The 19,981-nt window shown below is 70.1% G+C and carries 17 protein-coding genes and 1 pseudogene; 11 read left to right on the top strand and 7 right to left on the bottom strand.

Annotated features, from left to right (window positions below; translation table 11 throughout):
* Positions 1-13: 13 nt before the first annotated feature.
* Genes QTI33_RS15970 through QTI33_RS15960 form a run of 3 tightly spaced genes read right to left on the bottom strand, consistent with a single transcriptional unit; the run spans position 14 to position 2,862 of the window.
* Positions 14-856 (bottom strand): TauD/TfdA dioxygenase family protein, encoded by an 843-nt coding sequence (locus QTI33_RS15970; RefSeq protein WP_286507066.1) that lies wholly within the window; start codon positions 854-856, stop codon positions 14-16.
* 32 nt (positions 857-888) lie between these two features.
* The gene (locus tag QTI33_RS15965) at positions 889-1,857 is read right to left on the bottom strand and encodes a Bug family tripartite tricarboxylate transporter substrate binding protein (protein WP_286507065.1); all 969 of its coding nucleotides are present in this window, start codon (positions 1,855-1,857) and stop codon (positions 889-891) included.
* A 36-nt stretch (positions 1,858-1,893) separates the two neighbouring features.
* The gene (locus tag QTI33_RS15960; RefSeq protein WP_286507064.1) at positions 1,894-2,862 is read right to left on the bottom strand and encodes a Bug family tripartite tricarboxylate transporter substrate binding protein; all 969 of its coding nucleotides are present in this window, start codon (positions 2,860-2,862) and stop codon (positions 1,894-1,896) included.
* Between the two features lie 191 nt (positions 2,863-3,053).
* On the opposite strand from QTI33_RS15960, the gene QTI33_RS15955 reads away from it, so the two are divergent.
* The 5 genes and pseudogenes from QTI33_RS15955 to QTI33_RS15935 all read left to right on the top strand — a co-directional run bounded on the left by QTI33_RS15955 (position 3,054) and on the right by QTI33_RS15935 (position 8,076).
* The gene (locus tag QTI33_RS15955) at positions 3,054-4,025 is read left to right on the top strand and encodes a quinone oxidoreductase family protein (protein ID WP_286507063.1); all 972 of its coding nucleotides are present in this window, start codon (positions 3,054-3,056) and stop codon (positions 4,023-4,025) included.
* An 8-nt stretch (positions 4,026-4,033) separates the two neighbouring features.
* Positions 4,034-4,969, top strand: a complete 936-nt coding sequence (gene kce / locus QTI33_RS15950; RefSeq protein WP_286507062.1) for a 3,5-dioxohexanoate:acetyl-CoA acetone transferase — start codon at positions 4,034-4,036, stop codon at positions 4,967-4,969.
* Between the two features lie 40 nt (positions 4,970-5,009).
* Positions 5,010-5,756: an SDR family NAD(P)-dependent oxidoreductase gene (locus QTI33_RS15945; RefSeq protein WP_286507061.1), complete on the top strand. Its 747-nt coding sequence runs from the start codon at positions 5,010-5,012 to the stop codon at positions 5,754-5,756.
* 60 nt (positions 5,757-5,816) lie between these two features.
* Entirely contained in the window at positions 5,817-7,043 is a 1,227-nt protein-coding gene (locus QTI33_RS15940; RefSeq protein ID WP_286507059.1) for a porin, read from the top strand.
* 7 nt (positions 7,044-7,050) lie between these two features.
* Positions 7,051-8,076 (top strand): annotated as a pseudogene (locus tag QTI33_RS15935) (YeiH family protein).
* A gap of 21 nt (positions 8,077-8,097) precedes the next feature.
* Here the strand turns inward: QTI33_RS15935 and QTI33_RS15930 are convergent.
* The 3 genes from QTI33_RS15930 to QTI33_RS15920 are packed head-to-tail and all read right to left on the bottom strand — an operon-like array spanning position 8,098 to position 11,733.
* The gene (locus tag QTI33_RS15930; protein ID WP_286507058.1) at positions 8,098-9,819 is read right to left on the bottom strand and encodes an IlvD/Edd family dehydratase; all 1,722 of its coding nucleotides are present in this window, start codon (positions 9,817-9,819) and stop codon (positions 8,098-8,100) included.
* A gap of 26 nt (positions 9,820-9,845) precedes the next feature.
* Positions 9,846-10,778, bottom strand: a complete 933-nt coding sequence (locus QTI33_RS15925) for an alpha/beta fold hydrolase (RefSeq protein ID WP_286507056.1) — start codon at positions 10,776-10,778, stop codon at positions 9,846-9,848.
* 49 nt (positions 10,779-10,827) lie between these two features.
* Entirely contained in the window at positions 10,828-11,733 is a 906-nt protein-coding gene (locus QTI33_RS15920) for a dienelactone hydrolase family protein (RefSeq protein WP_286507055.1), read from the bottom strand.
* A 160-nt stretch (positions 11,734-11,893) separates the two neighbouring features.
* Here QTI33_RS15920 and QTI33_RS15915 point away from each other — a divergent pair, with 160 nt between their 5' ends.
* The 6 genes from QTI33_RS15915 (at position 11,894) to QTI33_RS15890 (ending at position 18,142) form a co-directional block, all read left to right on the top strand.
* Positions 11,894-13,471 carry an AMP-binding protein gene (locus QTI33_RS15915; protein WP_286507054.1) on the top strand — a complete coding sequence of 526 codons (1,578 nt, stop codon included), beginning with the start codon at positions 11,894-11,896 and terminating at the stop codon, positions 13,469-13,471.
* 84 nt (positions 13,472-13,555) lie between these two features.
* Entirely contained in the window at positions 13,556-14,515 is a 960-nt protein-coding gene (locus QTI33_RS15910) for an MlaD family protein (RefSeq protein WP_286507053.1), read from the top strand.
* Positions 14,512-15,357: a tetratricopeptide repeat protein gene (locus QTI33_RS15905; RefSeq protein WP_286507051.1), complete on the top strand. Its 846-nt coding sequence runs from the start codon at positions 14,512-14,514 to the stop codon at positions 15,355-15,357. The genes QTI33_RS15910 and QTI33_RS15905 overlap by 4 nt, the downstream gene beginning before the upstream one ends.
* Before the next feature lie 90 nt (positions 15,358-15,447).
* Positions 15,448-15,819 carry a type II toxin-antitoxin system Phd/YefM family antitoxin gene (locus QTI33_RS15900; RefSeq protein WP_286507050.1) on the top strand — a complete coding sequence of 124 codons (372 nt, stop codon included), beginning with the start codon at positions 15,448-15,450 and terminating at the stop codon, positions 15,817-15,819.
* A gap of 10 nt (positions 15,820-15,829) precedes the next feature.
* Entirely contained in the window at positions 15,830-16,486 is a 657-nt protein-coding gene (locus tag QTI33_RS15895; protein WP_286507049.1) for an ATPase, read from the top strand.
* Positions 16,487-16,585: 99 nt separating this feature from the next.
* Positions 16,586-18,142 carry a serine hydrolase domain-containing protein gene (locus QTI33_RS15890; RefSeq protein ID WP_286507048.1) on the top strand — a complete coding sequence of 519 codons (1,557 nt, stop codon included), beginning with the start codon at positions 16,586-16,588 and terminating at the stop codon, positions 18,140-18,142.
* A 13-nt stretch (positions 18,143-18,155) separates the two neighbouring features.
* Here the strand turns inward: QTI33_RS15890 and QTI33_RS15885 are convergent, their stop codons facing one another.
* Positions 18,156-19,874 carry a sensor histidine kinase gene (locus QTI33_RS15885; RefSeq protein ID WP_286507047.1) on the bottom strand — a complete coding sequence of 573 codons (1,719 nt, stop codon included), beginning with the start codon at positions 19,872-19,874 and terminating at the stop codon, positions 18,156-18,158.
* Positions 19,875-19,981: the final 107 nt, after the last annotated feature.

Raw genomic sequence — 19,981 nt, 5'->3', positions numbered from 1 at the left:
GGCTTCGAGAGCGTCAGTACGGAACGTCGCCCACGATGGCGGCGCGCTCCATCTTTCGGGGGGCGGGCCAGTAGTCGTTCACCGCGTAGTGCTGGGTGCTGCGGTTGTCCCAGACGGCCACGTCCCCGGGCTGCCAGGACCAGCGCACCTGGTATTCGGGAATGCTGGCGCGGCTGAGCAGGTAGTTCAGCAGCAGCGATGCGCCCGGTGTCTTGTCGATGCCGTGGCGGATGTTCTCCGGCGTGTTGTGGTTGACGAAGTGGGTGGTGAAGCTGCCCACGTACAGCACCTTCGCGCCGGTTTCCGGATGCGTGCGCACCACCGGGTGCTCGGCCGGCGGGTTGTCCCGGTCGAGCTGGACGCGGTCTTCCTGGGACATGACGGCGCCAAACGACGGCTCGATGCTGGACTTGGCGCGCAGCTTCAGGATCTTCTGCTTGATCTCCTCCGGCAGCTCCTCGTACGCCTGGACCATGTTGACCCAGATCGTGTCGCCGCCGATCGCCGGACATTCGATGCAGCGCAGCACGGCCCCCATCGACGGGTTCTTGCGCCACAGGCCGTCGGAGTGGTACACGTTTTCGTAGCTGTGCCTCGATTCGCTGCGATAGATGAGCGCCAATCCCGGGTACGCGGGATCGCTGTCGAGCACGGGGTGGCGCTCCAGCTCGCCGAAGCAGCGCGCGAAGGCTTCGTGGTCGGCGCGCGTGATGTCCTGGCCGCGGAAGAAAAGCACCTTGTGCTCAAGCAGCGCAGACTTGATCCGTGCGAAGGCTTCGGGGTCGCGCGCTGCCTCGCCGAGGTGGACGTCCGTCACCCGGGCGCCGATGGCGGGCGTGATTTGGCTGATCTTCATGGCTCGGTCTTCCTGGGGTTGCGTGATGCCGGTCAGTTCGGCTGGATGTCGAATTTCTTGACGATGGCGGCGTTGCGCTGGAACAGCGCCCTGGTTTCGGCGAGCATCGCGGGCGTGTCGACGCTCACGTCGGGCTCCAGCCCCAGGTCGATCAGCTTCTGCTGCACCGCTGGTGCTTCCGCGGCCTTCTTGATGGCCGCCTGGAGCTTGGCCAGGACCTCGGGCGGCAGCTTGCTGGCGCCATAGAAGCTGACCTGTCCGGGGAACTGGATGTCCGGATAGCCGAGCTCGGCCATGGTCGGCAGCTCGGGGAAATACCTGGACCGGCTCTTCCCGGCCACGGCATAGGCGCGCAGCTTGCCGCCCTTGATCAGCGGCAGGGAGGTCAGCAGGCTGTCGAACATGATGTCGACCTGGCCGCCGAGCAAGTCCTGGAGCGCGGGCGGCGATCCGGGGTAGCCGACGTGCTGCATGCCCAGGCCGGCCTGATCGCTGAAGATCAACCCCGCGTAATGCGACGACGTGCCGGTGCCGAAGCTGGCGAAGCTGGTCTGGCCCTTGCGCGACTTCAACTGCGCGACCAGGCCCTGGAAGTCCTTGGCCGGGTTGGTTGCCGCGGTCACCAGCACACGGCTGGTCTGGGCCACCCTGGCGATGGTCACGATGTCCTTCAGCGGGTCGTACGGGACCTTCATCACGAGCGGTGCTTCGACCAGCAGGTTGATCGCCCCCATCGCGATCGTGTTGCCGTCGGGCTCGGCCTTCAGCAGGGCGCCGAGTCCGATCGACCCGGTGGCGCCGGCGCGGTTCTCGACGATCACCGGCCGGCCGAGGTCCGTCGCCATCTGCTGCCCGACCACGCGGGCCGCGACGTCCATCGTTCCGCCCGGCGGTGCCGGCACGATCACCTTCAAGGGCTTGTCGCCGAAGGCCCAGGCGCCGAGCGCCAGCGAGCATCCGATCGACAGCGTGGCAGCGCGTGCCAGTGGCTTCAGTTTCATCTTTGTCTCCGGTTCATCTCATGTCGGGTGTGCGCGTCAGTTCAGCTGGATGTCGAACTTCCTGACGATGGCGGCGTTGCGCTGGTACAGCGCCTTGTCTTCGGCCAGCATCGCCGGCGTGTCCGCGCTGACGTCGGGCTCCAGGCCCACGTCGAGCAGCTTCTTCTGCACCGCGGGTGCATCCGCGGCCTTCTTGACGATCGCCTGCAGCTTCGCCAGCACGTCCGGCGGCAGCTTGCTGGCGCCGTAGAAGCGGATCTGTCCCTGGAACTGGATCTCCGGATAGCCGAGCTCGGTCATGGTCGGCACCTCGGGGAAATAGCCGGACCGGCTCTTGCCGGACACGGCATAGGGGCGCAGCTTGCCGCCCTTGATCAGCGGCAGGGAGGTCGCCATGCCATCGAACATGATGTCGACTTGGCCGCCGATCAGGTCTTGCAGCGCGGGCGGCGATCCGGCGTAGCCCACGTTCTGCATGCCCAGGTCGGCCCGGTCGCTGAAGATCAGTCCCGAGTAGTGCGAGGTCGTGCCGTTGCCATAGTTGGCGAAGCTCGTCCTGCCCTTGCGCGCCTTCAAGTGCGCAAGAAGACCCGTGAAGTCCCTGGCCGGGTAGCCGGCGCCCGTCACCAGCACATAGCTGGTCTTGGCCACCCTGGCGATGCTGACGATGTCTTTCAGCGGGTCGTACGGCAGCTTCATCACCTGCGGCGATTCCACCAGCAGGTTGTTCGGCCCGACGACGATCGTGTCGCCATCGGGGGCGGCCTGCAGCATGGCCTGGAGTCCGATCGACCCGCTCGCACCGGGCCGGTTCTCGACGACCACCGGCCGGCCGATGTCCAGGGACATCTGCTGGCCGACCACGCGGGCGGCGATGTCCGTGGTTCCGCCCGCCGGTGCCGGGACGATCACCTTCAAGGGCTTGTCGCCGAAGGCCCAGGCGCCGAGCGCCAGCGAACATCCGATCAGCGCCAGGGCAGGGCGCGCCAACAGCTGCAGTCTCATCTTTGTCTCCAGTTCGTCCAGGTGTCGGGCACGGGGTGCCGACGCCTTCAGTATCCGGCGCACCAGCGATCGATACTTGCTTTTATGGGACATCGACTTGTCGGAATGGGTCATTCGCGAGGGGGCGCTTCCAGCCGCGGGACCCCCCCGCAAGAATCGCGGCTCCACATGCATTCACAAGGAGACGCACCATGACCAAGGCCATCCGCTTCTACGAAACCGGGGGCGCCGATGTCCTGCAGTTCGAGGACGTCGAAGTCGGCGAACCCGGCGCCGGCGAGGCACGCGTTCGCCACAGCTTCGTGGCCGTCAACTTCGCCGACATCTACTTCCGGACCGGCTTCTACCCGCAGGCGCTGCCCAGCGGCCTGGGCACCGATGCGGTGGGCGTGGTCGAGGCGGTGGGGCCCGGCGTGACCGACATCCGCGTGGGCGACCGGGTGGGCTACCTGGTCGGGCCGCCGGGCGCGTACTCGCAAGTGCGCGTGATGCCTGCCAATGTGCTGATCCCCCTGCCCGACGGCATTCCGGACCGCACCGCCGCTTCGCTCATCATGAAGGGCATGACGGCGCAGTACCTGTTCCGCCAGGTCTTCCCGCTGAAGGGTGGCGAGACCATCCTGTATCACGCGGCCGCCGGCGGCGTCGGCCTGATCGCCTGCCAGTGGGCGCGCGCCATGGGCGTGACGATGATCGGCACCGTCAGCACCGACGAGAAGGCCGCCATCGCCAAGGCCAACGGCTGCACCCACACCATCGTGACCTCGCGCGAGAACATTGCGAAGCGGGTGCGCGAGATCACCGACGGCAAGGGCGTGCCGGTGGTGTACGACTCGGTCGGCAAGGACACGCTGGAAGCCTCGCTCGACTGCCTGCAGCAGCGCGGCACGATGGTGAGCAACGGCACCTCGTCGGGCCCGGTGATCTTCAACACGGGGCTGCTGGCGACCAAGGGTTCGATCTGGTTCACGCGCCCGGCGATGCGGCACTACATCGAGCCGCGCGCGCACATGCTCGACATGGCGCGCGAGCTGTTCGACCACGTGCTCGCCGGGCGGATCGTGAGTGAGCCGCGGCAGAGTTTTGCCTTGGCCGAGGCGGCCGACGCGCATCGCGCGCTCGAAGGACGCCAGACCATCGGCTCCACCGTGCTGGTGGCGTGAGCGACCCCATGGCAGCACCCCAACACAAGGTGATCGTGACCTGCGCGGTCACCGGCGCGATCCACACGCCGACCATGTCGCCGTACCTGCCCATCACCGCCGACGAGATCGCGCGGGAGGCGATCGCGGCCGCGGAAGCCGGCGCGTCGATCGTCCATCTGCATGCGCGCCATCCTGAGACCGGCCAGCCGTCGCAGGACCCGGCGCTGTTCCGGGCCTTTCTGCCCGTCATCGCCGAGCGCTCCGAGGTGGTGATCAATCTCACCACCGGCGGCGCGCCGAACATGCTGGTGGAAGAGCGGCTGCAGCCGGCCTTGCAGCTCGAGCCGGAGGTGGCCTCGCTGAACATGGGCTCGATGAATTTCGGCCTCTATCCGATGCTGGACCGCTACAAGGAGTTCAAGCACGACTGGGAGCGCCCCTACCTCGAAGGCTCGGAGGACCGCGTGTTCCGCAACACCTTCAAGGAGATCCGCTACATCCTCGAATCCTGCGCCGACAACGGCACGCGCTTCGAGATCGAGTGCTATGACACCAGCCACCTCTACACCGCGGCGCATTTCATCGACCGCGGCATCCTGAAGCCGCCCTTCTTCATCCAGACGGTGTTCGGGCTGCTGGGCGGGATCGGCTCGCACCCCGACGACCTGATGCACATGCGAAGGACGGCGGAGCGGCTGTTCGGCAAGGACTACTACTGGTCGGTGCTCGGCGCCGGCCGCAGCCAGTTCCCGCTTGCCGCCATGGCCGCCTCGATGGGCGGCAACGTCCGGGTGGGACTCGAAGATTCGCTCTGGGACGGGCCGGGCCGGCTGGCGACCAGCAACGCCCAGCAGGTGCAGCGCATCGTCTCGACGCTGCGATCGCTGAACCTGGAGATCGCGACGCCCGCCGACACGCGCGAGATGCTGCAACTCAAAGGCCGGCATGCGGTCGCCTTCTGATCCGCTGCCTGCGCCCGACCACCCCACCAGGAAACTCGTGATGACCGAACCTGTCGTCCTGATCACCGGCGCCACCGCCGGGATCGGCCGCGCCACCGCGCTCGCATTCGCTCGCGAAGGCGCCCGGCTGGTGTGCTCCGGCCGCAATGCCGCGGCCGGCGCCGCGCTGGTGGCCGAACTGCGGGAACTGGGCGTGGAGGCCGAGTTCGTGGCCGCCGACGTCGGCAACGAGGCGCAAGTCCGCGCGCTCGTCGAGCGCACGGTCGAACGCTTCGGACGGCTCGATGTCGCCGTGAACAGTGCGGGCACGGAAGGAACGCCCGGCTCGATCGTGGAGCAGACCGTCGAGTCCTATTCGGCGACCTTCGACGCGAATGTGCTGGGGACCTTTCTCGGCATGAAGCACCAGTTGCGCGTGATGCTCCGGCAGCGGCAGGGCGCCGTCGTCAACCTGTCCTCCACGATGGGAAGCCGCGGCAACCCGCAGAACCCGCTGTACGCGGCCAGCAAGCACGCGATCGAGGGCCTGACCAAGTCGGCGGCCCTGGAGGCGGGGCGGTCCAACGTGCGGGTGAACGCAGTGGCCCCCGGCCCCATCGACACCGGGATGCTCGAACGCATCGCGGGCGGGGCCGACAGGATCGCGGCGGTCGCCGCGGCGATTCCGGCCGGTCGCATCGGCACGCCGGAAGAGGTCGCCGATGCCATCGTGTTCCTGGCGTCCGATCGCGCCAGGTACATCTCGGGCCAGATCCTCGCCGTCAACGGGGGCAAGACCGCCATGTAGCTCCGGGTCGAGGACTTCACTCTCGCGCCCGCAATTTTTCCAATAGCCAAAGAGACTCCCATGAAAAGAACCCTGATGGCCTGCGCCATCCTCGCCGCCGGCGGCGCTTGCGCTCAGTCCTCCATCACGATGTTCGGCGTCATCGACGCCACGGTCAGCAGCTACGCGAACAAGGCCGAGACACCGTTGGGCGTCGGCGTCACGACCCGCAGCACGGTACAGAACAGTGGCGGCTACGCCAGCAGCCGCCTGGGCTTCCGCGGCACGGAGGATCTGGGCGGTGGGGCGGCGGCCAGCTTCTGGCTCGAGGCCGGCTTGCTCAACGACACCGGCAACGGCGTCACGCCCAGCGGCGGCATGGCCTTCAACCGCCGTTCGACGGTCAGCCTGTCGGGCGTCCTGGGCGAGGTCCGGCTCGGGCGGGACTACACGCCCACGTTCTGGAACGATGCCGTGGCCGATCCGTTCACTTCCAACGGCGTGGGCATCAACCTGATCGCCACCGCGAGCGGCTTCAACTCGCCAGGCCAGGTGGCCAACGGCTTCCAGGGCAACCCCAACTACCTTCGTGCCTCCAACTCGGTGGGCTACTTCCTGCCGCCGAACCTGGGCGGCTTCTACGGCCAGGTCATGTATGCCTTCAACGAGGCCAACAAGGTCGACCCGGGCACGCTGACCCCGAACCTGCCCAACAGCCAGCGCGCCGGACGCTACATCGGCGGCCGCTTCGGCTACGCCAAGGGTCCGCTGGACATCGCGCTGGCGGCGGGCCGCAGCACCATCGGGGACCAGTTCTTCCAGGGCACGACGAGCTACCTCGACATCTGGAACCTCGGCGCCACCTACGACTTCGGCGTCGTCAAGCTGTTCGGCGAGTACTCGCACAACAAGCTGAAGACCGACTTCTCCGGCATCCCGCCGCTGCCCAATGCCCTCGGCTTCACCAGCCCCGGTGCCAACGGCGCCCTGGTCGGCGCCACCGTGCCGGTCGGCCCCGGCCTGATCCGGGCCGTCTACACCCAGGTCAAGTACAACAACGTCACCGCCCTGAGCCAGGTCATTCCCGGCCTGGCGTCGGATCCGAAGTCGGAGAAGTACGCCCTCGGCTACGTGCACAACCTGTCGAAGCGCACGGCGCTGTACGCGACCGTGGCACGGATCGACAACTCGAACGGCGCCGACCTCACGGTGGGCGGGCCGGCCTTCTACGCGAAGGCGATCAACGGCGTGGTGCCGACCGCCAAGTCGTCCACCGGCTACGACGTCGGCATCCGGCACATCTTCTGAAACGCCCATGACCGCATTGACCCTGACCGGCTGGCCGGCGCTCGGACGCCAGCTCTTCCCCGGCGTGCTCGCCAGCGCCGTCGTGGCCGCCGCGGCGATGTTCCTGTCGCAGCACTATGGCGCGCCGGTGATGCTCTTCGCGCTGCTGCTGGGCATGGCGATGAACTTCCTGTCGGCCGACGGCGCCTGCACGCCGGGCATCGAGTGGACGGCTCGGCAGGTGCTGCGCATCGGCGTGGCCCTGCTGGGCCTGCGCATCACCAGCGGCCAGATCGCGGCCATGGGCTGGCATCCGGTGGTGCTGGTGGTGGCGTCGGTGGCGCTCACCATCGGCCTGGGCATCGGGGTCGCCAGGCTGATGGGCTACCGCAGCTTCTTCGGCCTGCTCACGGGCGGTGCGGTCGCGATCTGCGGCGCCTCGGCGGCCATGGCGCTGTCCGCGGCGATGCCGCACCATCCCATGCGCGAGCGCGCCACGCTGTTCACCGTGATCGGCGTCAGCGCGCTGTCGACGCTGGCGATGGTGGTCTATCCGATGATCGTGCGCGCGGCGGGCCTCGATCCGGTGCAGGCCGGCATCTTCCTCGGCGCCACCATCCACGACGTGGCCCAGGTGGTGGGGGCCGGCTACGGCATGTCGAGCGCCACCGGCGATGCCGCCACCTTTGTCAAGCTGCTGCGCGTGGCGATGCTGCTGCCGGTGATCGCGTTCGCAGGCTTCCTGACGCGGGCGCACTAGGGCGGCGCCGTCGATGGCCCGCGCCCGCCGCTGCTGCCGTGGTTCGCGCTCGCCTTCGCGCTGCTGGTCGCCATCAACAGCACGGGCTGGGTGCCCAGGGCCGTCGCCCAGGCGGGCATGGACCTTTCGCAAGGGTGCCTGGTCACCTCGATCGCCGCGATCGGCATGAAGACCCAGTTGAAGGAACTCGCCACGGTGGGGTGGAAGCCGATCGCCCTGATGGTCGGCGAGACGGTGTTCCTGGCGCTGCTCGTGATGGCCTGGCTGCACTGGGGCGGCGCTGCGCCGGGCTGAGCGGCCGCGCCGCCGGCGCGCCTATTCCGGCACCTTGCCCACCGTCTTCGCCGCCCGCAGGAAGTCGAAGTCCACCCCCTGGTCGGCCTGCGTGACGGTTTCCAGGAAGAGCTTTCGGTAGCCGCGCTCGGCGGTCGGCGCCACCATCGGCGCGGCCTCGGCGCGCCGCGCCAGTTCCTCGTCGGACACCCGCAGCGCGATCTCGCGGGCCTGCACGCTCAGGCGGATCCGGTCGCCGTTGCGCACATGGGCCAGCGGGCCGCCGATGGCCGACTCGGGCGTGACGTGCAGCACGATGGTGCCGAAGGCGGTGCCGCTCATGCGGCCGTCGGAGATGCGCACGATGTCCTTGACGCCGGCCCGGGCGAGCTTGCGCGGGATCGGGAGATAGCCGGCCTCGGGCATCCCGGGCGCGCCGCGGGGGCCGATGTTCTTCAGCACCAGCACGTCGTCGGCCGTGACGTCCAGGTCGTCGCTGTCGATGCGTTCGGCCAGGTCCTCGAGGTTCTCGAAGACCACCGCCCGGCCTTCGTGCTCCATCAGCCGGGCGTCCGCCGCCGACTGCTTGATGATCGCGCCGCCCGGGGCCAGGTTGCCGCGCAGCACCGCGATGCCGCCCTGCGGGTAGATCGGCCGCGCGATAGGGCGCACCACGTCCTGCGCGAAGCCGGGCCCCGAGGCCTCGATCTCCTCGCCGAGCGTGCGGCCGGTCACGGTCAGTGCGTCGAGCCGCAGCAGGGGCTTGAGTTCGCGCAGCAGGGTCGCCATGCCGCCGGCACGATGGAAGTCCTCCATGTAGTGCTGCCCCGAGGGCTTCAGGTCCAGCAGCACCGGCGTCTCGCGGCCCATGCGGTCGAGGGCGTCCAGGTCGACCTCCAGGCCCATGCGGCCCGCGATGGCGGTCAGGTGCACGATGCCGTTGGTCGAGCCGCCGATCGCCAGCAGCACGCGCATCGCGTTCTCGAAGGCGGCCGGCGTCAGCACGCGGTCGATGGACAGGCCGTCGCGTGCCATCTGCACGGCCCGGGTACCGGTCTGTTCGGCCACGCGGATGCGGTCGGCGGTGACCGCCGGCGGCGAGGCGCCGCCCGGCACCGTCATGCCCAGGGCTTCGGCAATGCAGGCCATGGTGCTGGCCGTGCCCATCACGGAGCAGGTGCCGACGCTCGCGACCAGCTGGTCGTTGACCTGGCCCACCTCGTCGTCGTCGATCTCGCCGGCGCGGAACCGGCCCCAGTAGCGGCGGCAGTCGGTGCAGGCGCCGACGCGCTCGCCGCGGTGGCTGCCGGTCAGCATCGAGCCCGTGATCAGCTGGATCGACGGGATGCCGGCCGAGGCCGCCCCCATCAGCTGCGCCGGCACGGTCTTGTCGCAGCCGCCGATCAGCACCACGGCGTCCATCGGCTGGGCCCGCACCATTTCCTCGGTGTCCATCGCCATGAGGTTGCGCAGGTACATGCTGGTGGGGGCGGCGAAGCTCTCGTGGATCGAGATCGTCGGAAATTCCATCGGCAGGCCGCCGGCCAGCATGACGCCGCGCTTGACCGCCTCGAGCAGCTGGGGCGCGTTGCCGTGGCAGGGGTTGTAGGCGCTGCCGGTGCTGGCAATGCCCACCACCGGGCGGTCGAGGGCGCTGTCGGTATAGCCCGCGCCCTTAATGAAGGCCTTGCGCAGGAACAGCGAGAAGCCCGTGTCGCCGTAGCTGGTCAGGCCCTTCCTGAGGCCGGTCGGGTCGGGGTCCATGGCATCGCGCTCCGGCTGGGCGACCGCTACTGCGCGGCGGCGAGGAACTTGTCGACCAGGCCGACCGTCGTCGCGGTGCTTTCCTCCATCAGCCAGTGGCCCGCGTTCGGGACCACCTCCTGCTGCACGTTCGTTGCCGCGTTGCGCATGACCGTGGCCATGTTGGGGCCGAAGGACTTCTCGCCGCCGATGGCCAGCACCGGCATGGGCAGCTTGTTGCGCGAGAACGCGACGTTGTCCGCGACATCCTTCGCCGCGATGGTGTTGAACTGCGCGAAGGACGCCCGCATCGCGCCGGGCTGTGCATAGAGCTTCGTGTAGTGCCGGCGGGTCGCCTCGTCGATCTTGGCAGGATCGCCGGCGAACTCGTTCCAGAAGCGGTCGAGGTAGATGCGCTCGCGCCCCGCCACCAGCCGCTCTGCGTTGGGGCCGCCGAAGTTGAAGTGCCACAGCGCGGGCCACAGGATGATCTGGTCCCAGGGCGCGATGCCGGGCACCGGCGCGTCCATCACGACCAGCTTGTCGACCTTGTCCGGATAGCTGGCCGCATACGCATAGGCCACCATGGTGCCGATGTCGTGGCCGACCACCGCCGCATGGTCCTGGCCGAAGGCGGTGACGACCGCCCGGATGTCGGCGGCCTGCGACTTCTTGTCGTAGCCGCCGGCGGCCTTGGCCGAGCGCCCCATGCCGCGCAGGTCGGGCACGATGACCAGGTGCGTCTTGGCCAGTTGCCGGGCCAGCGGACCCCACATGTCGCCGGTGTCGCCGAATCCGTGGATCAGGACGACGGCCGGGCCGGCGCCGCCGGAGCGAACGAACAGCCTGGTTCCGTCCTGCGCGTCGACCGTGCGGGTCTTGAAGCCGCTGGGCAGCACGGGCTGCGCGGCGGCGGCCTGGCCCAGCGAGAGCCCGGCGACGAGCAGGGCGGCCAGGAAAAACGCATGGCGGGTGGTCATGGGTGTGAGGGTCCGGGAGTTGAGGGTGCGGGATGCAAGCGGCGGGGCCCTAGCCGGCGGGGCCGCCCAGTTGCAGCTTGAGGAACTCGATCGTGCGGGCCCAGGCGAGCTTGGCCGCGGCCGCGTCGTAGCGTGGCGTGGTGTCGTTGTTGAATCCGTGCTGCGTATCCGGATACTGGAAATCACGGACGTTGACGCCCGCGGCCTTGAGCGCCGCTTCGTAGGCCGGCCAGGCGGCATTGATGCGCTCGTCGACGGCGGCCCGGTGCACCAGCAGCGGCGCCTTGACCTTGGCCGCTTCGGCCGCTGCCGGCACGTTGCCGTAGAAGGGCACGCCGGCGTTCAGGTCGGGCATGCGCGTGCTCAGCACATGGACGATGCCGCCGCCGTAGCAGAAGCCGACCGCACCGATCTTGCCGGTGGCATCCGGGCGCGCCTTCAGCCACTGGGCGGCAGCCACGAAATCTTCCCGCGCATGGGCCTGGTCCAGCTTGGCGAAGGCGTCGCGGGCCTTGTCCTCGTCGCCGGGGTAGCCGCCCAGCGGCGTCAGGGCGTCGGGGGCGAAAGCCATGAAGCCGTCCAGCGCCAGGCGCCGGGCGATGTCCTCGATGTGCGGGTTGAGGCCGCGATTCTCGTGGATCACCAGCACGGCGGGCAGGCGGGTCGCGCCGGCGGCGGCAGGTCGCGCCAGGTAGCCCCTGACGGTGCCGCTGCCGGCGGGCGAGGGATAGTCGACGCGCTCCAGCTTGAGCTTCGGGTCGTTCGGCGCCACCTGCTGGCCGGCCGCGAAATCGGGGCTCAGCGCCGCGAGCAGCCCGGCGGCGGTGACGCCCGCCTTGGCGAACTTCTGCGCCTGCCCGAGAAAGCCCCGGCGGTCCAGCTTGCCATGGACATAGGCGTCGAAAAGAATGAGCAGTTCCTGGTCGAAGTCCTGGGCTGTGAGGCGTGGCGGCATCGGTGCTCCTTGAAAAAGACCCCGGAGCATAAGCCGCAATGCCGAACCGCGCGCGCCGGGCTGCGCGCGGGGTCTGGACGCCGCCCGCAGGTGCGCGTAAGGTCGCGGCGCGACAAACACCGGCGCCGCCACCTCGACGGCGCGTCCAAGGAGGACGCACATGGACCCCAGCAGCCACGGCATCATCGAAGGCCCCGCGCTCACGGGCGAGCTGCCCCGGACCACCGTGCCGGCGTTCATCCGGCGGCGCTTGCGCGAGCGACCGAATGCGGTCGCGCTGGTGGACGCCGCCAGCGGCCGCGAACTGAGCTGCGGCGCGCTGGACCACGCGATCGGCCGCTTCGCGGCGGGGCTGGCAGCCGAGGGCTTCAGGCCCGGCGACGTGCTGCTGCTGTTCGCGCCGAACTCGCCGGAGTGGCCGATCGCCGCGCTCGGCGCGATGGCCGCCGGCGGCGTGGCGAGCGGCGCCAACCCGATGTACGGGGCGGCCGACCTGGCGCACCAGATGCGCGACGCCAAGGCGCGTTTCGTGTTCACCCTGCCGGCCCTGCTGCCCACGGTGCGCGAGGCCGCGGCGCTGGCCGGCGGAGCCACCGTGGTGGTGCTGGGCGAAGCCGCTGGGGCGCTGGCTTTCGCCTCGCTGATGGCCTGCACGGATCCCGAGCCGGCGCCGGACACCGACCCCGACGCGTTGGCCGCGCTGCCCTATTCGTCGGGCACCACCGGCATGGCCAAGGGCGTGATGCTGACGCACGCCACCATCGTCGCCAACGTGAGCCAGTACCTGCAGGCCTATGCGCACCCGCCGGACAAGGTGCTGCTGGCCTTCCTGCCGATGTTCCACATCTTCGGCTTCACCATCATCACCCTGTGCGGACTGGTCGCCGGCTGCCGCCTGGTGACCGTGCCTCGCTTCGAGCCGGAAACCTTCCTCAAGGCGATTGCCACCTACCGCGTGTCGCGCCTGGCCGTGGTGCCGCCGGTGATGCACTTCCTCGGGCTGCACCCGATGGTCGACGCCTTCGACCTGTCGTCGCTCGAGGTGATCGGCAGCGGCGCGGCCCCGCTCGGCGCCGCGCTGGAACACAAGGTCGCCGAGCGCCTGAAGTGCAAGGTGCTGCAGGGCTACGGCATGACCGAATCCTCGGGCTGCGTGACCGTGAGCCATCCGGACCGCATCCGCAGCGGCACCAGCGGCCAGATCCTGCCCGGGACGCAGGCGCGCGTGGTCGACCCCGTGACCGGCGCCGACGTGGCGCGCGGCCAGCCCGGCGAGCTGTGGTTCCGCGGCCCGCAGGCCTTCAAGGGCTACCTGAACCAGCCGGAAGCCAGCGCGGCGACCTTCACCGACGACGGCTGGGTCCGCACCGGCGACCTCGTCACCGTCGATGCCGACGGCTACCTCACGGTCACCGACCGGCTCAAGGAGCTGATCAAGGTCAAGGGCTTCCAGGTCGCCCCGGCCGAGCTGGAGGCCCTGCTGTTCACCCATCCGCAGGTGGCCGACGCGGCCGTGATCGGCCGGCCCGACGAGCGCGCCGGCGAACTGCCGGTGGCCTACGTCGTGGCGCGCGGCGCCCTGGCGGCCGCGGATCTCAAGGCCTGGGTCGCCGAACGGGTGGTGGCCTACAAGCAGCTTGGCGACGTGGTGCTGTGCGAGGCCATCCCGAAGACGCCGGCCGGCAAGATCCTGCGCCGGGTGCTGCGCCAGCAGGACGCCGTGCGAATGCGCGACTGAGCGCGCGCGTCAGGTCGGGCGGCGCCATGGTCTAGCATGCGCGGGCGCTGTGCGCTCTCACTGTCACCCGACGGAGGATTTTCGATGCCAACTTCCCAAACCCGGCGCTGGACGGCCCCCGCCATGGCCCTGCTCGTGCTGGTCATCGCCGCCCTGCTGGCCTGGATCGCCTACCGCCAGGGGCTCTTCAGCCGCCAGGACCCGCTCTACATCGAGGTGCCCGACGCGGCCGGCATGAGCGAAGGCATGCCGGTGACGACCCGCGGCCTCGTGATCGGCAGCGTGCGCGGCATCCTGCTGGCCCCGTCGGCGCCGTCCGGCGACCGGGGCGTCAGGGTCGAGCTCGGCATCGGCCGCGACTACATGGCGGAGTTTCCGAAGGGAACCCGGGCCAGGCTGGTCCAGGACCCCGCGATCGGCAAGCCGGCGATCGAGCTGGTGGCGCCGCGCGGCGGCGGTGCGCCGCCGGTGGCGGCCGGCGAGGTGCTCGCTTTCGAGCGCCCCCGGGACCCGGGCCAGCTGGCGCAGGACATGCAGGCCGCGCTGATGCCGGCGATCGCCGATGCGCGCAAGCTGACCGAGAGCCTGAGCGATCCGGAGGGCTCCTTCCAGCAGACGCTGAAGGCCGGCCAGGAGGTGGCGTCGAAGATGCCGGCCATTGCCGACAAGGCCGGCGAGGTGCTGCAGCAGGCGCAGCAGGCCGTGAAGACGGTCGAGAGCGGCGCGGCCACGACGCTGCAAAAGGCGAACCAGGCCCTCGGGGTGGTGGCGGATGCCGCGCCGGCGGTGATCGAGCGGGTGCAGCAGGCGGCGGCCACGTCGCAACAGGCCAGCGCCGAGGTGCACGCGATGGCGGCGCAGGCCGCCGAACGGCTGCCCGGCGTGCTCGACCAGGTCCAGGCGGCGGCGACCCAGACCAACCAGATGGTCAGCGATGCGCGCCAGACCTGGCCGATCAGCTGGCTGACCGGCACCGCCACCACGCCGCAGTCGCTGCCGATCGACAGCATCGGCGGCCTGCCGCTGCCGGGGGACGGGCCATGAGGCGGGCGCTGCGGCGCGCCGCCGTCGTCTGGTGCGTCATGGCGGCCGGCCTGCTGGCCGCCTGCTCGACGCCGCCCGCGCGTTCGACGGCGCAGATCCGGGCCCAGGGCTTCAACACCCAGGGCATGGACCGCTACAAGGCCGGCGACCTGCCGCACGCGCTGCGCCATTTCGAACAGGCGCTGCAGGTCGCGCAGTCGATCGAGGACGACGATGCGATCGCGGTCGCGCGCCTCAACCTGGCGATGGTCGACCTCGGTCTGGGGCGCCGGGACGAGGCGCTGGCGCAGCTGGACGCGGTGCTGGACGAGCCCCGGCTCGCGTTCAGCAACGACCGCCGCGCCGAGGCCGCCTTGCGCCGGGCGATGGCGGTGCAGGCCGACGATCGCGCCGGCGCCACGCAGGCGCTCGACCGGGCCGATGCGCTCTGCGGCAGCCGCTGCAGCGTGCGGGGCAAGATCCTCAACCTGAAGGCCTACCTGGCGCTGAACGCGGGGCGCGCCGAGGAAGGCTTGCGCTTCGCCCAGCAGGCCCATGGCGCGCTGGCCAAGGACGACGCGCTCGAGCGCGCCAACGCGCTGCGCCTTCAGGGCAGTGCCTACATCGCGCTGCGCACGCCCGCCGCGGCGGCGGCGCCGCTGGCCGAGGCCTTGGCGCTGGACAAGGCGGCCGGCGCGAGCGAGAAGATCTACCAGGACCTGCTGCTGCTGGGCCAGGCCTCGGCCGACCGGCCGGCGCTCGCCAGGGACTACTGGACGCGGGCCCGCGAGGTGGCGCTGGCGGCCGACAACAAGGCGGGCGCCGAGCGCACTGCGAAGCTGCTGGCCTCGGCGCCGCGCTAGGACGCGCGCCCGTCGCCGGATCTGCCAGAAAATACCTAAAATAGCCAAATCGGTTAAAACGGGTATTTCGGAGATCCAACGGAGCTTCCCATGTCCATCCTGAGCGATTCGCGTCCAGAGGCCATCGATCGGTTCACGCGCGGCTTGCCGGCCGTCTCGGCCACCCAGCTGGTCTCGGGGATGCAGAAGGTCACCAGCGCCGTCATGGCGCACGGCGCCGTGGTCGTCACCCGCCACGACGAGCCGGCCATGGTGCTGATGTCGATCGACCGCTACCTCGCGCTCGAACAGGCGGCCGAACCCGACCTGGATGCGCTCACGCGGCAGTTCGACGACGCGTTCGCCCGCATGCAGGGCGACGAGGCCGCCCGGGCGATGGCAGACGCCTTCGCGATGTCGCCGGCCGAACTGGGCAAGGCGGCGGTCCGCGCCGCAGGCGGCAGCAAGTCCGGCAAGAGGTGATCACCCGCTGATGGCCGCGCGCATCTTCGTTCTCGCGGGCGTCAACGGCGCCGGCAAGAGCAGCATCGGCGGCGCGGCGCTCCAGGCGCGCAAGGTGCCCTGCTTCGATCCCGACCTGGCGGCGCGCACGCTGCTGGATGCCAACCCCTCGCTGACGCAGGAAGCGGCCAACGCGCAGGCCTGGGAAACGGGCCGTGCCGGCCTCGAACGGGCGCTGGCCGGGGGCCTCAACTTCGCGTTCGAAACCACGCTGGGCGCGCGGACGCTGCCCGACATGCTGCTGGCGGGCGCACGCAAGGGCGCGCAGGTCCACGTCTGGTACGCGGGGCTCGATTCACCCGAAAAGCACATCCGGCGCGTCAAGGAGCGCGTGGTCGCCGGCGGCCACGACATCCCCGAAGAAAAGATCCGCGCGCGCTACGTCAGCAGCCGCGCGAACCTCGTCCGCCTGCTGCCGCATCTGGCCAGCCTGCGCGTCTACGACAACAGCATCGACGGCGATCCGAAGGCCGGCATCCAGCCGCAGCCCGTGCTGCTGCTGCACATGGAAGGCGGCCAGATCGCCTCCCACATCGCGCTCGACCAGGTGCCGCAGTGGGGCAAGCCGGTGCTGGCCGCCGCCTTCGACGCCGCGAAGCAGAAGGCGACGAAGGGGCGGACCCATTGACCTTGACCGCCGGGCAGATCGTGCTGGATGCCCAGGTGGCGGAACTCGGCATGCCCGGCTAGATTCGAGGCCCCCTGCCACCCACCGACGACCCACCCGATGCCCAGATTGCTCGCTGCCGCCTCCGCCATCTTCCTGGTCAGCCTGCTGATCGCCTGCGGAGGGGGTGGCGGCGGAGGTGGCGGCGGTGGCGGGGCGATCGCGGCCGCACCCGCCGCCGCGCCGGCCTCGGCCCAACTGCCGGCCACCGAGGCCCTGATCGCGCGGGCCCGGGCGCTGGAGCTGAACACACCCTACGTGCCGCCGCCCGGCGATGCGCTGGAGCACCAGACCTCCGGCTATGCCAAGACGATGTGCTCGGCCGTGTTCATCACCGGGCTCGACCCCGACGTCGCCGCCGAGAGCGTCGGCTACTTCACCGGGCCCTACGAGCAGCGCAGCAAGGTGGGCCGGCCGGTCGTCGACCGCACCCGCAGGGAGGTCCGCATCACGATGCCCAACGGCCCGACGCTGGTCGCGCGCCACCTCGGGTCGCAGGGCTGCATCACGCTGCCTCCCGGGCGCGACGATGTCTACTTCACGCCGGCCGAGGTCAGGAGCGCGCTGCCCGACCCCGCGACCGTCGCCTGGCCGATGGGGGACGTGCTGCCGAACGACCCGCCGCCCGCCGGCGTCGACATGGGCAAGCTGGCACAGGCCGTCGAGGCCGCATTCGCCTCGCCCGACGCCCTGACCTCGGCCTTCGTGGTCACGCACAAGGGGCGGCTGCTCGGCGAGCGCTACATGTACGGCATCGGCGCGACCACGCCGCTCGAGTCCTGGTCGATGGGCAAGAGCGTGGTGGCGAGCCTGATGGGGGTGCTGATCCGGCAGGGCGCCTACCGCCTCGACCAGCCGGCGCCGATCCCCGAGTGGCAGGGCGCCGGCGACGGCCGCCAGCAGATCCGGATCTCGGACATCCTGCGCATGTCCAGCGGCCTGCGCATCAGGGCGCCGGACGATCCGGACTTCGATCCCAGCGGCCCCTACCCCGATCATCTCTACTTCTACACCGGACGGATCAACGCCTTCAGCTACGCGGCGACCCGGCCGCAGCAATGGCCGCCCAACACCGTGGGCCGCTATCGCAACACCGATCCGGTGCTGGCCAGCTATCTGGTCCGCCTGGCGGTCGAGAAGCGCGGCGAGGACTACCTGTCGTTCCCGCAGCGCCAGCTGTTCGACAAGATCGGCATCCGCAGCATGGTGATGGAGACCGATCCCTACGGCAACTTCCTGTCCCAGGGCTACGACTACATGTCTGGCCGCGACTGGGCGCGGCTGGGCAACCTCTATCTGCAGGACGGCGTGTGGAACGGCGAGCGCCTGCTGCCCGAAGGCTTCGTCGACTTCGTGAGCACCGTCGCGCCGGCCTGGGCGGCCGACAAGCGGCCGGTCTACGGCGCCTTCTTCTGGCTCAATGGCACCGGCGCGTTCGCGGTGCCGACCACCGCCTACTACATGCTGGGCGCCGGCGGCCAGGTGGTGCTCGTGATTCCGTCGCACGACCTGGTGGTGGTCCGGATCGGGCACTCCAAGGGCGAGCGGCTCGCCGTGCCGACACTGAACAAGGCGCTCGCGCTGCTGATGGAAGCCGTGCCCCGCACGCGCCCGTAGCCGGCGGGCCCCGCTACCCGAGCTTCTGCAGTTCCCTGCGGGCGGCCTGGTAGCTGCTGGAACTGATGGCCAGCGCCGGCTGGAGCGTGAAGAAGAAGGCGGCGCCGTGGCCCTTGCGGCCCTCGGCCCAGATGCGCCCGCCGTGGCGCTCGACGATGCGCTTGGCGGCCGTGAGCCCGATGCCGTGGCCTTCGAACGACGCGGCATTCGAAAGCCGATGGAAGGGCTTGAACAGGCTGCGCGAATCCGCCGGGTCGAAGCCCGGTCCGTTGTCGCGCACGCAGAAGGTGGTTTCATTGAGCCCCGTGTGCGCCCCGACCGTGATCACGGGCTGCGGGCAGTCCCGCGTGAATTTCCAGGCGTTGCCGATCAGGTTGGCCAGCACCAGCTTCAGCAATGGCGCGTCCGCCGTCGTGTACATCTGCGCCTGGATGCGGAATTCGACCGTGCGCCCCGGCTGCGTGGCTTGCTGCGAGCGCGCGACGGCATGGGCCAGCGACGACAGGTCGAGGTCCTCGCGCTTGAGCGCCTTGTCCCGTGCGAGCGCGAGCGCGCGCAGGTCCTTGGCGAGCGCCTCCATGCGGATCGTCGACGCGAGGACATCGCGCCGGGCGTCGATCGGCGCCTCCGTGGCGGCCCCGTCGACGCCGGATTGCAGCAAGCCCCGCAGATGGCTGAGCGGCTCGCTCACGCTCTGCGAAAGCGCCACGGAAAAGCGCTCGATGGTCTGCGCTTCCTCGCGCAGCTCGCGCTCCCGCGTGGCGTGGTCCATCCTGATCATGCGCAGCTGCCGGCGTTGCCGGTGCCAGGCCAGCCAGGCGCCACCGCAGAGCAGCGCCAGCAGGCTCAGGCTGGAGGCGGTCCAGACCGTGCGTTCGCGCGCGACGTCGCGCCAGGGCGCCAGCACCTGGTCGCGGGGAAAACCCACGAGCATCACCGCATCGAGGTCGTCGAGCTGCCGGTAGCTGAGGATCCGCGTGATGCCGTCGATCGGGCTCGCCGCTTCGTAGGTGCCGGTACGTTCGGAGAACGACCGCCCGCCCGGGAGCCGGAAGCCGACGGCGCGTTCGACGAAGGGATAGCGAAAGATGATCTCTCCGTTGCGCGCGATGATCGAGAGGCTCGCCTCGCGCAGGTTCTCCATCTGCTCGTAGAGCTCGCGCATGTGCGAGAGGTTGATCGCCACCGACACGACGCCGAGCATCTTGCCCTCGGGCGACGCGATGATGCGGGAAATCGGCAGGATCCAGCCGCCGGTCAGTTCCGAGTAGTGGGCCCTGCCGACGCGGATGCCGAGCTCCGTCGGGTGGCGGAAGTGATAGGCGATGGTCGGCCGGTCGAGCAGCGAGCGGCCTTCGTGGGTTTCCGGAAAACCGACGCTCGCCACCACCTTGCCGTCGGCGTCGACCACGAACATGGCCTGCGTGCCGACTTCGTCGCCGGCCTCCCGCTGCAGCTCGGCGCGCAGCGCCGCGGTGGGCAGCTGGCGCGGGCCGCCGCGCTCCTGGACCGACAGGGTGATGGCGTTCAGGCTGGAGATCGCGCTGCGGGCGACGGCGGAGAGTTGCTCGGAGAGGCTCAGCGCCTCGAGCTGCGTCTCCCGGTGCGCGCGCTCGATCACCGCATCCCGCAGGGGCAGGGTGGACCACCAGGCGACCAGGGTCAACAGCAGGATGGCGGCGAGGAAGGCCACCCCGGTCAGGAGGCGGAGGACTGCGGAGCGGGACGGCATGACCGGCGGTTTTCTGGCGGAGCGAATGCCGCGATTGTCGACGCCCCCGCCGCCGATCGGCGGCTTGCCGGACGCCGGTTCGCGCGTTGCGGGCGCCCGAACCCCGA

Source organism: Variovorax davisae, assembly GCF_030316845.1.
In the GTDB taxonomy this organism is placed as follows: domain Bacteria; phylum Pseudomonadota; class Gammaproteobacteria; order Burkholderiales; family Burkholderiaceae_C; genus Variovorax; species Variovorax davisae.
This window is presented reverse-complemented; position numbering and strand designations above follow the sequence as displayed.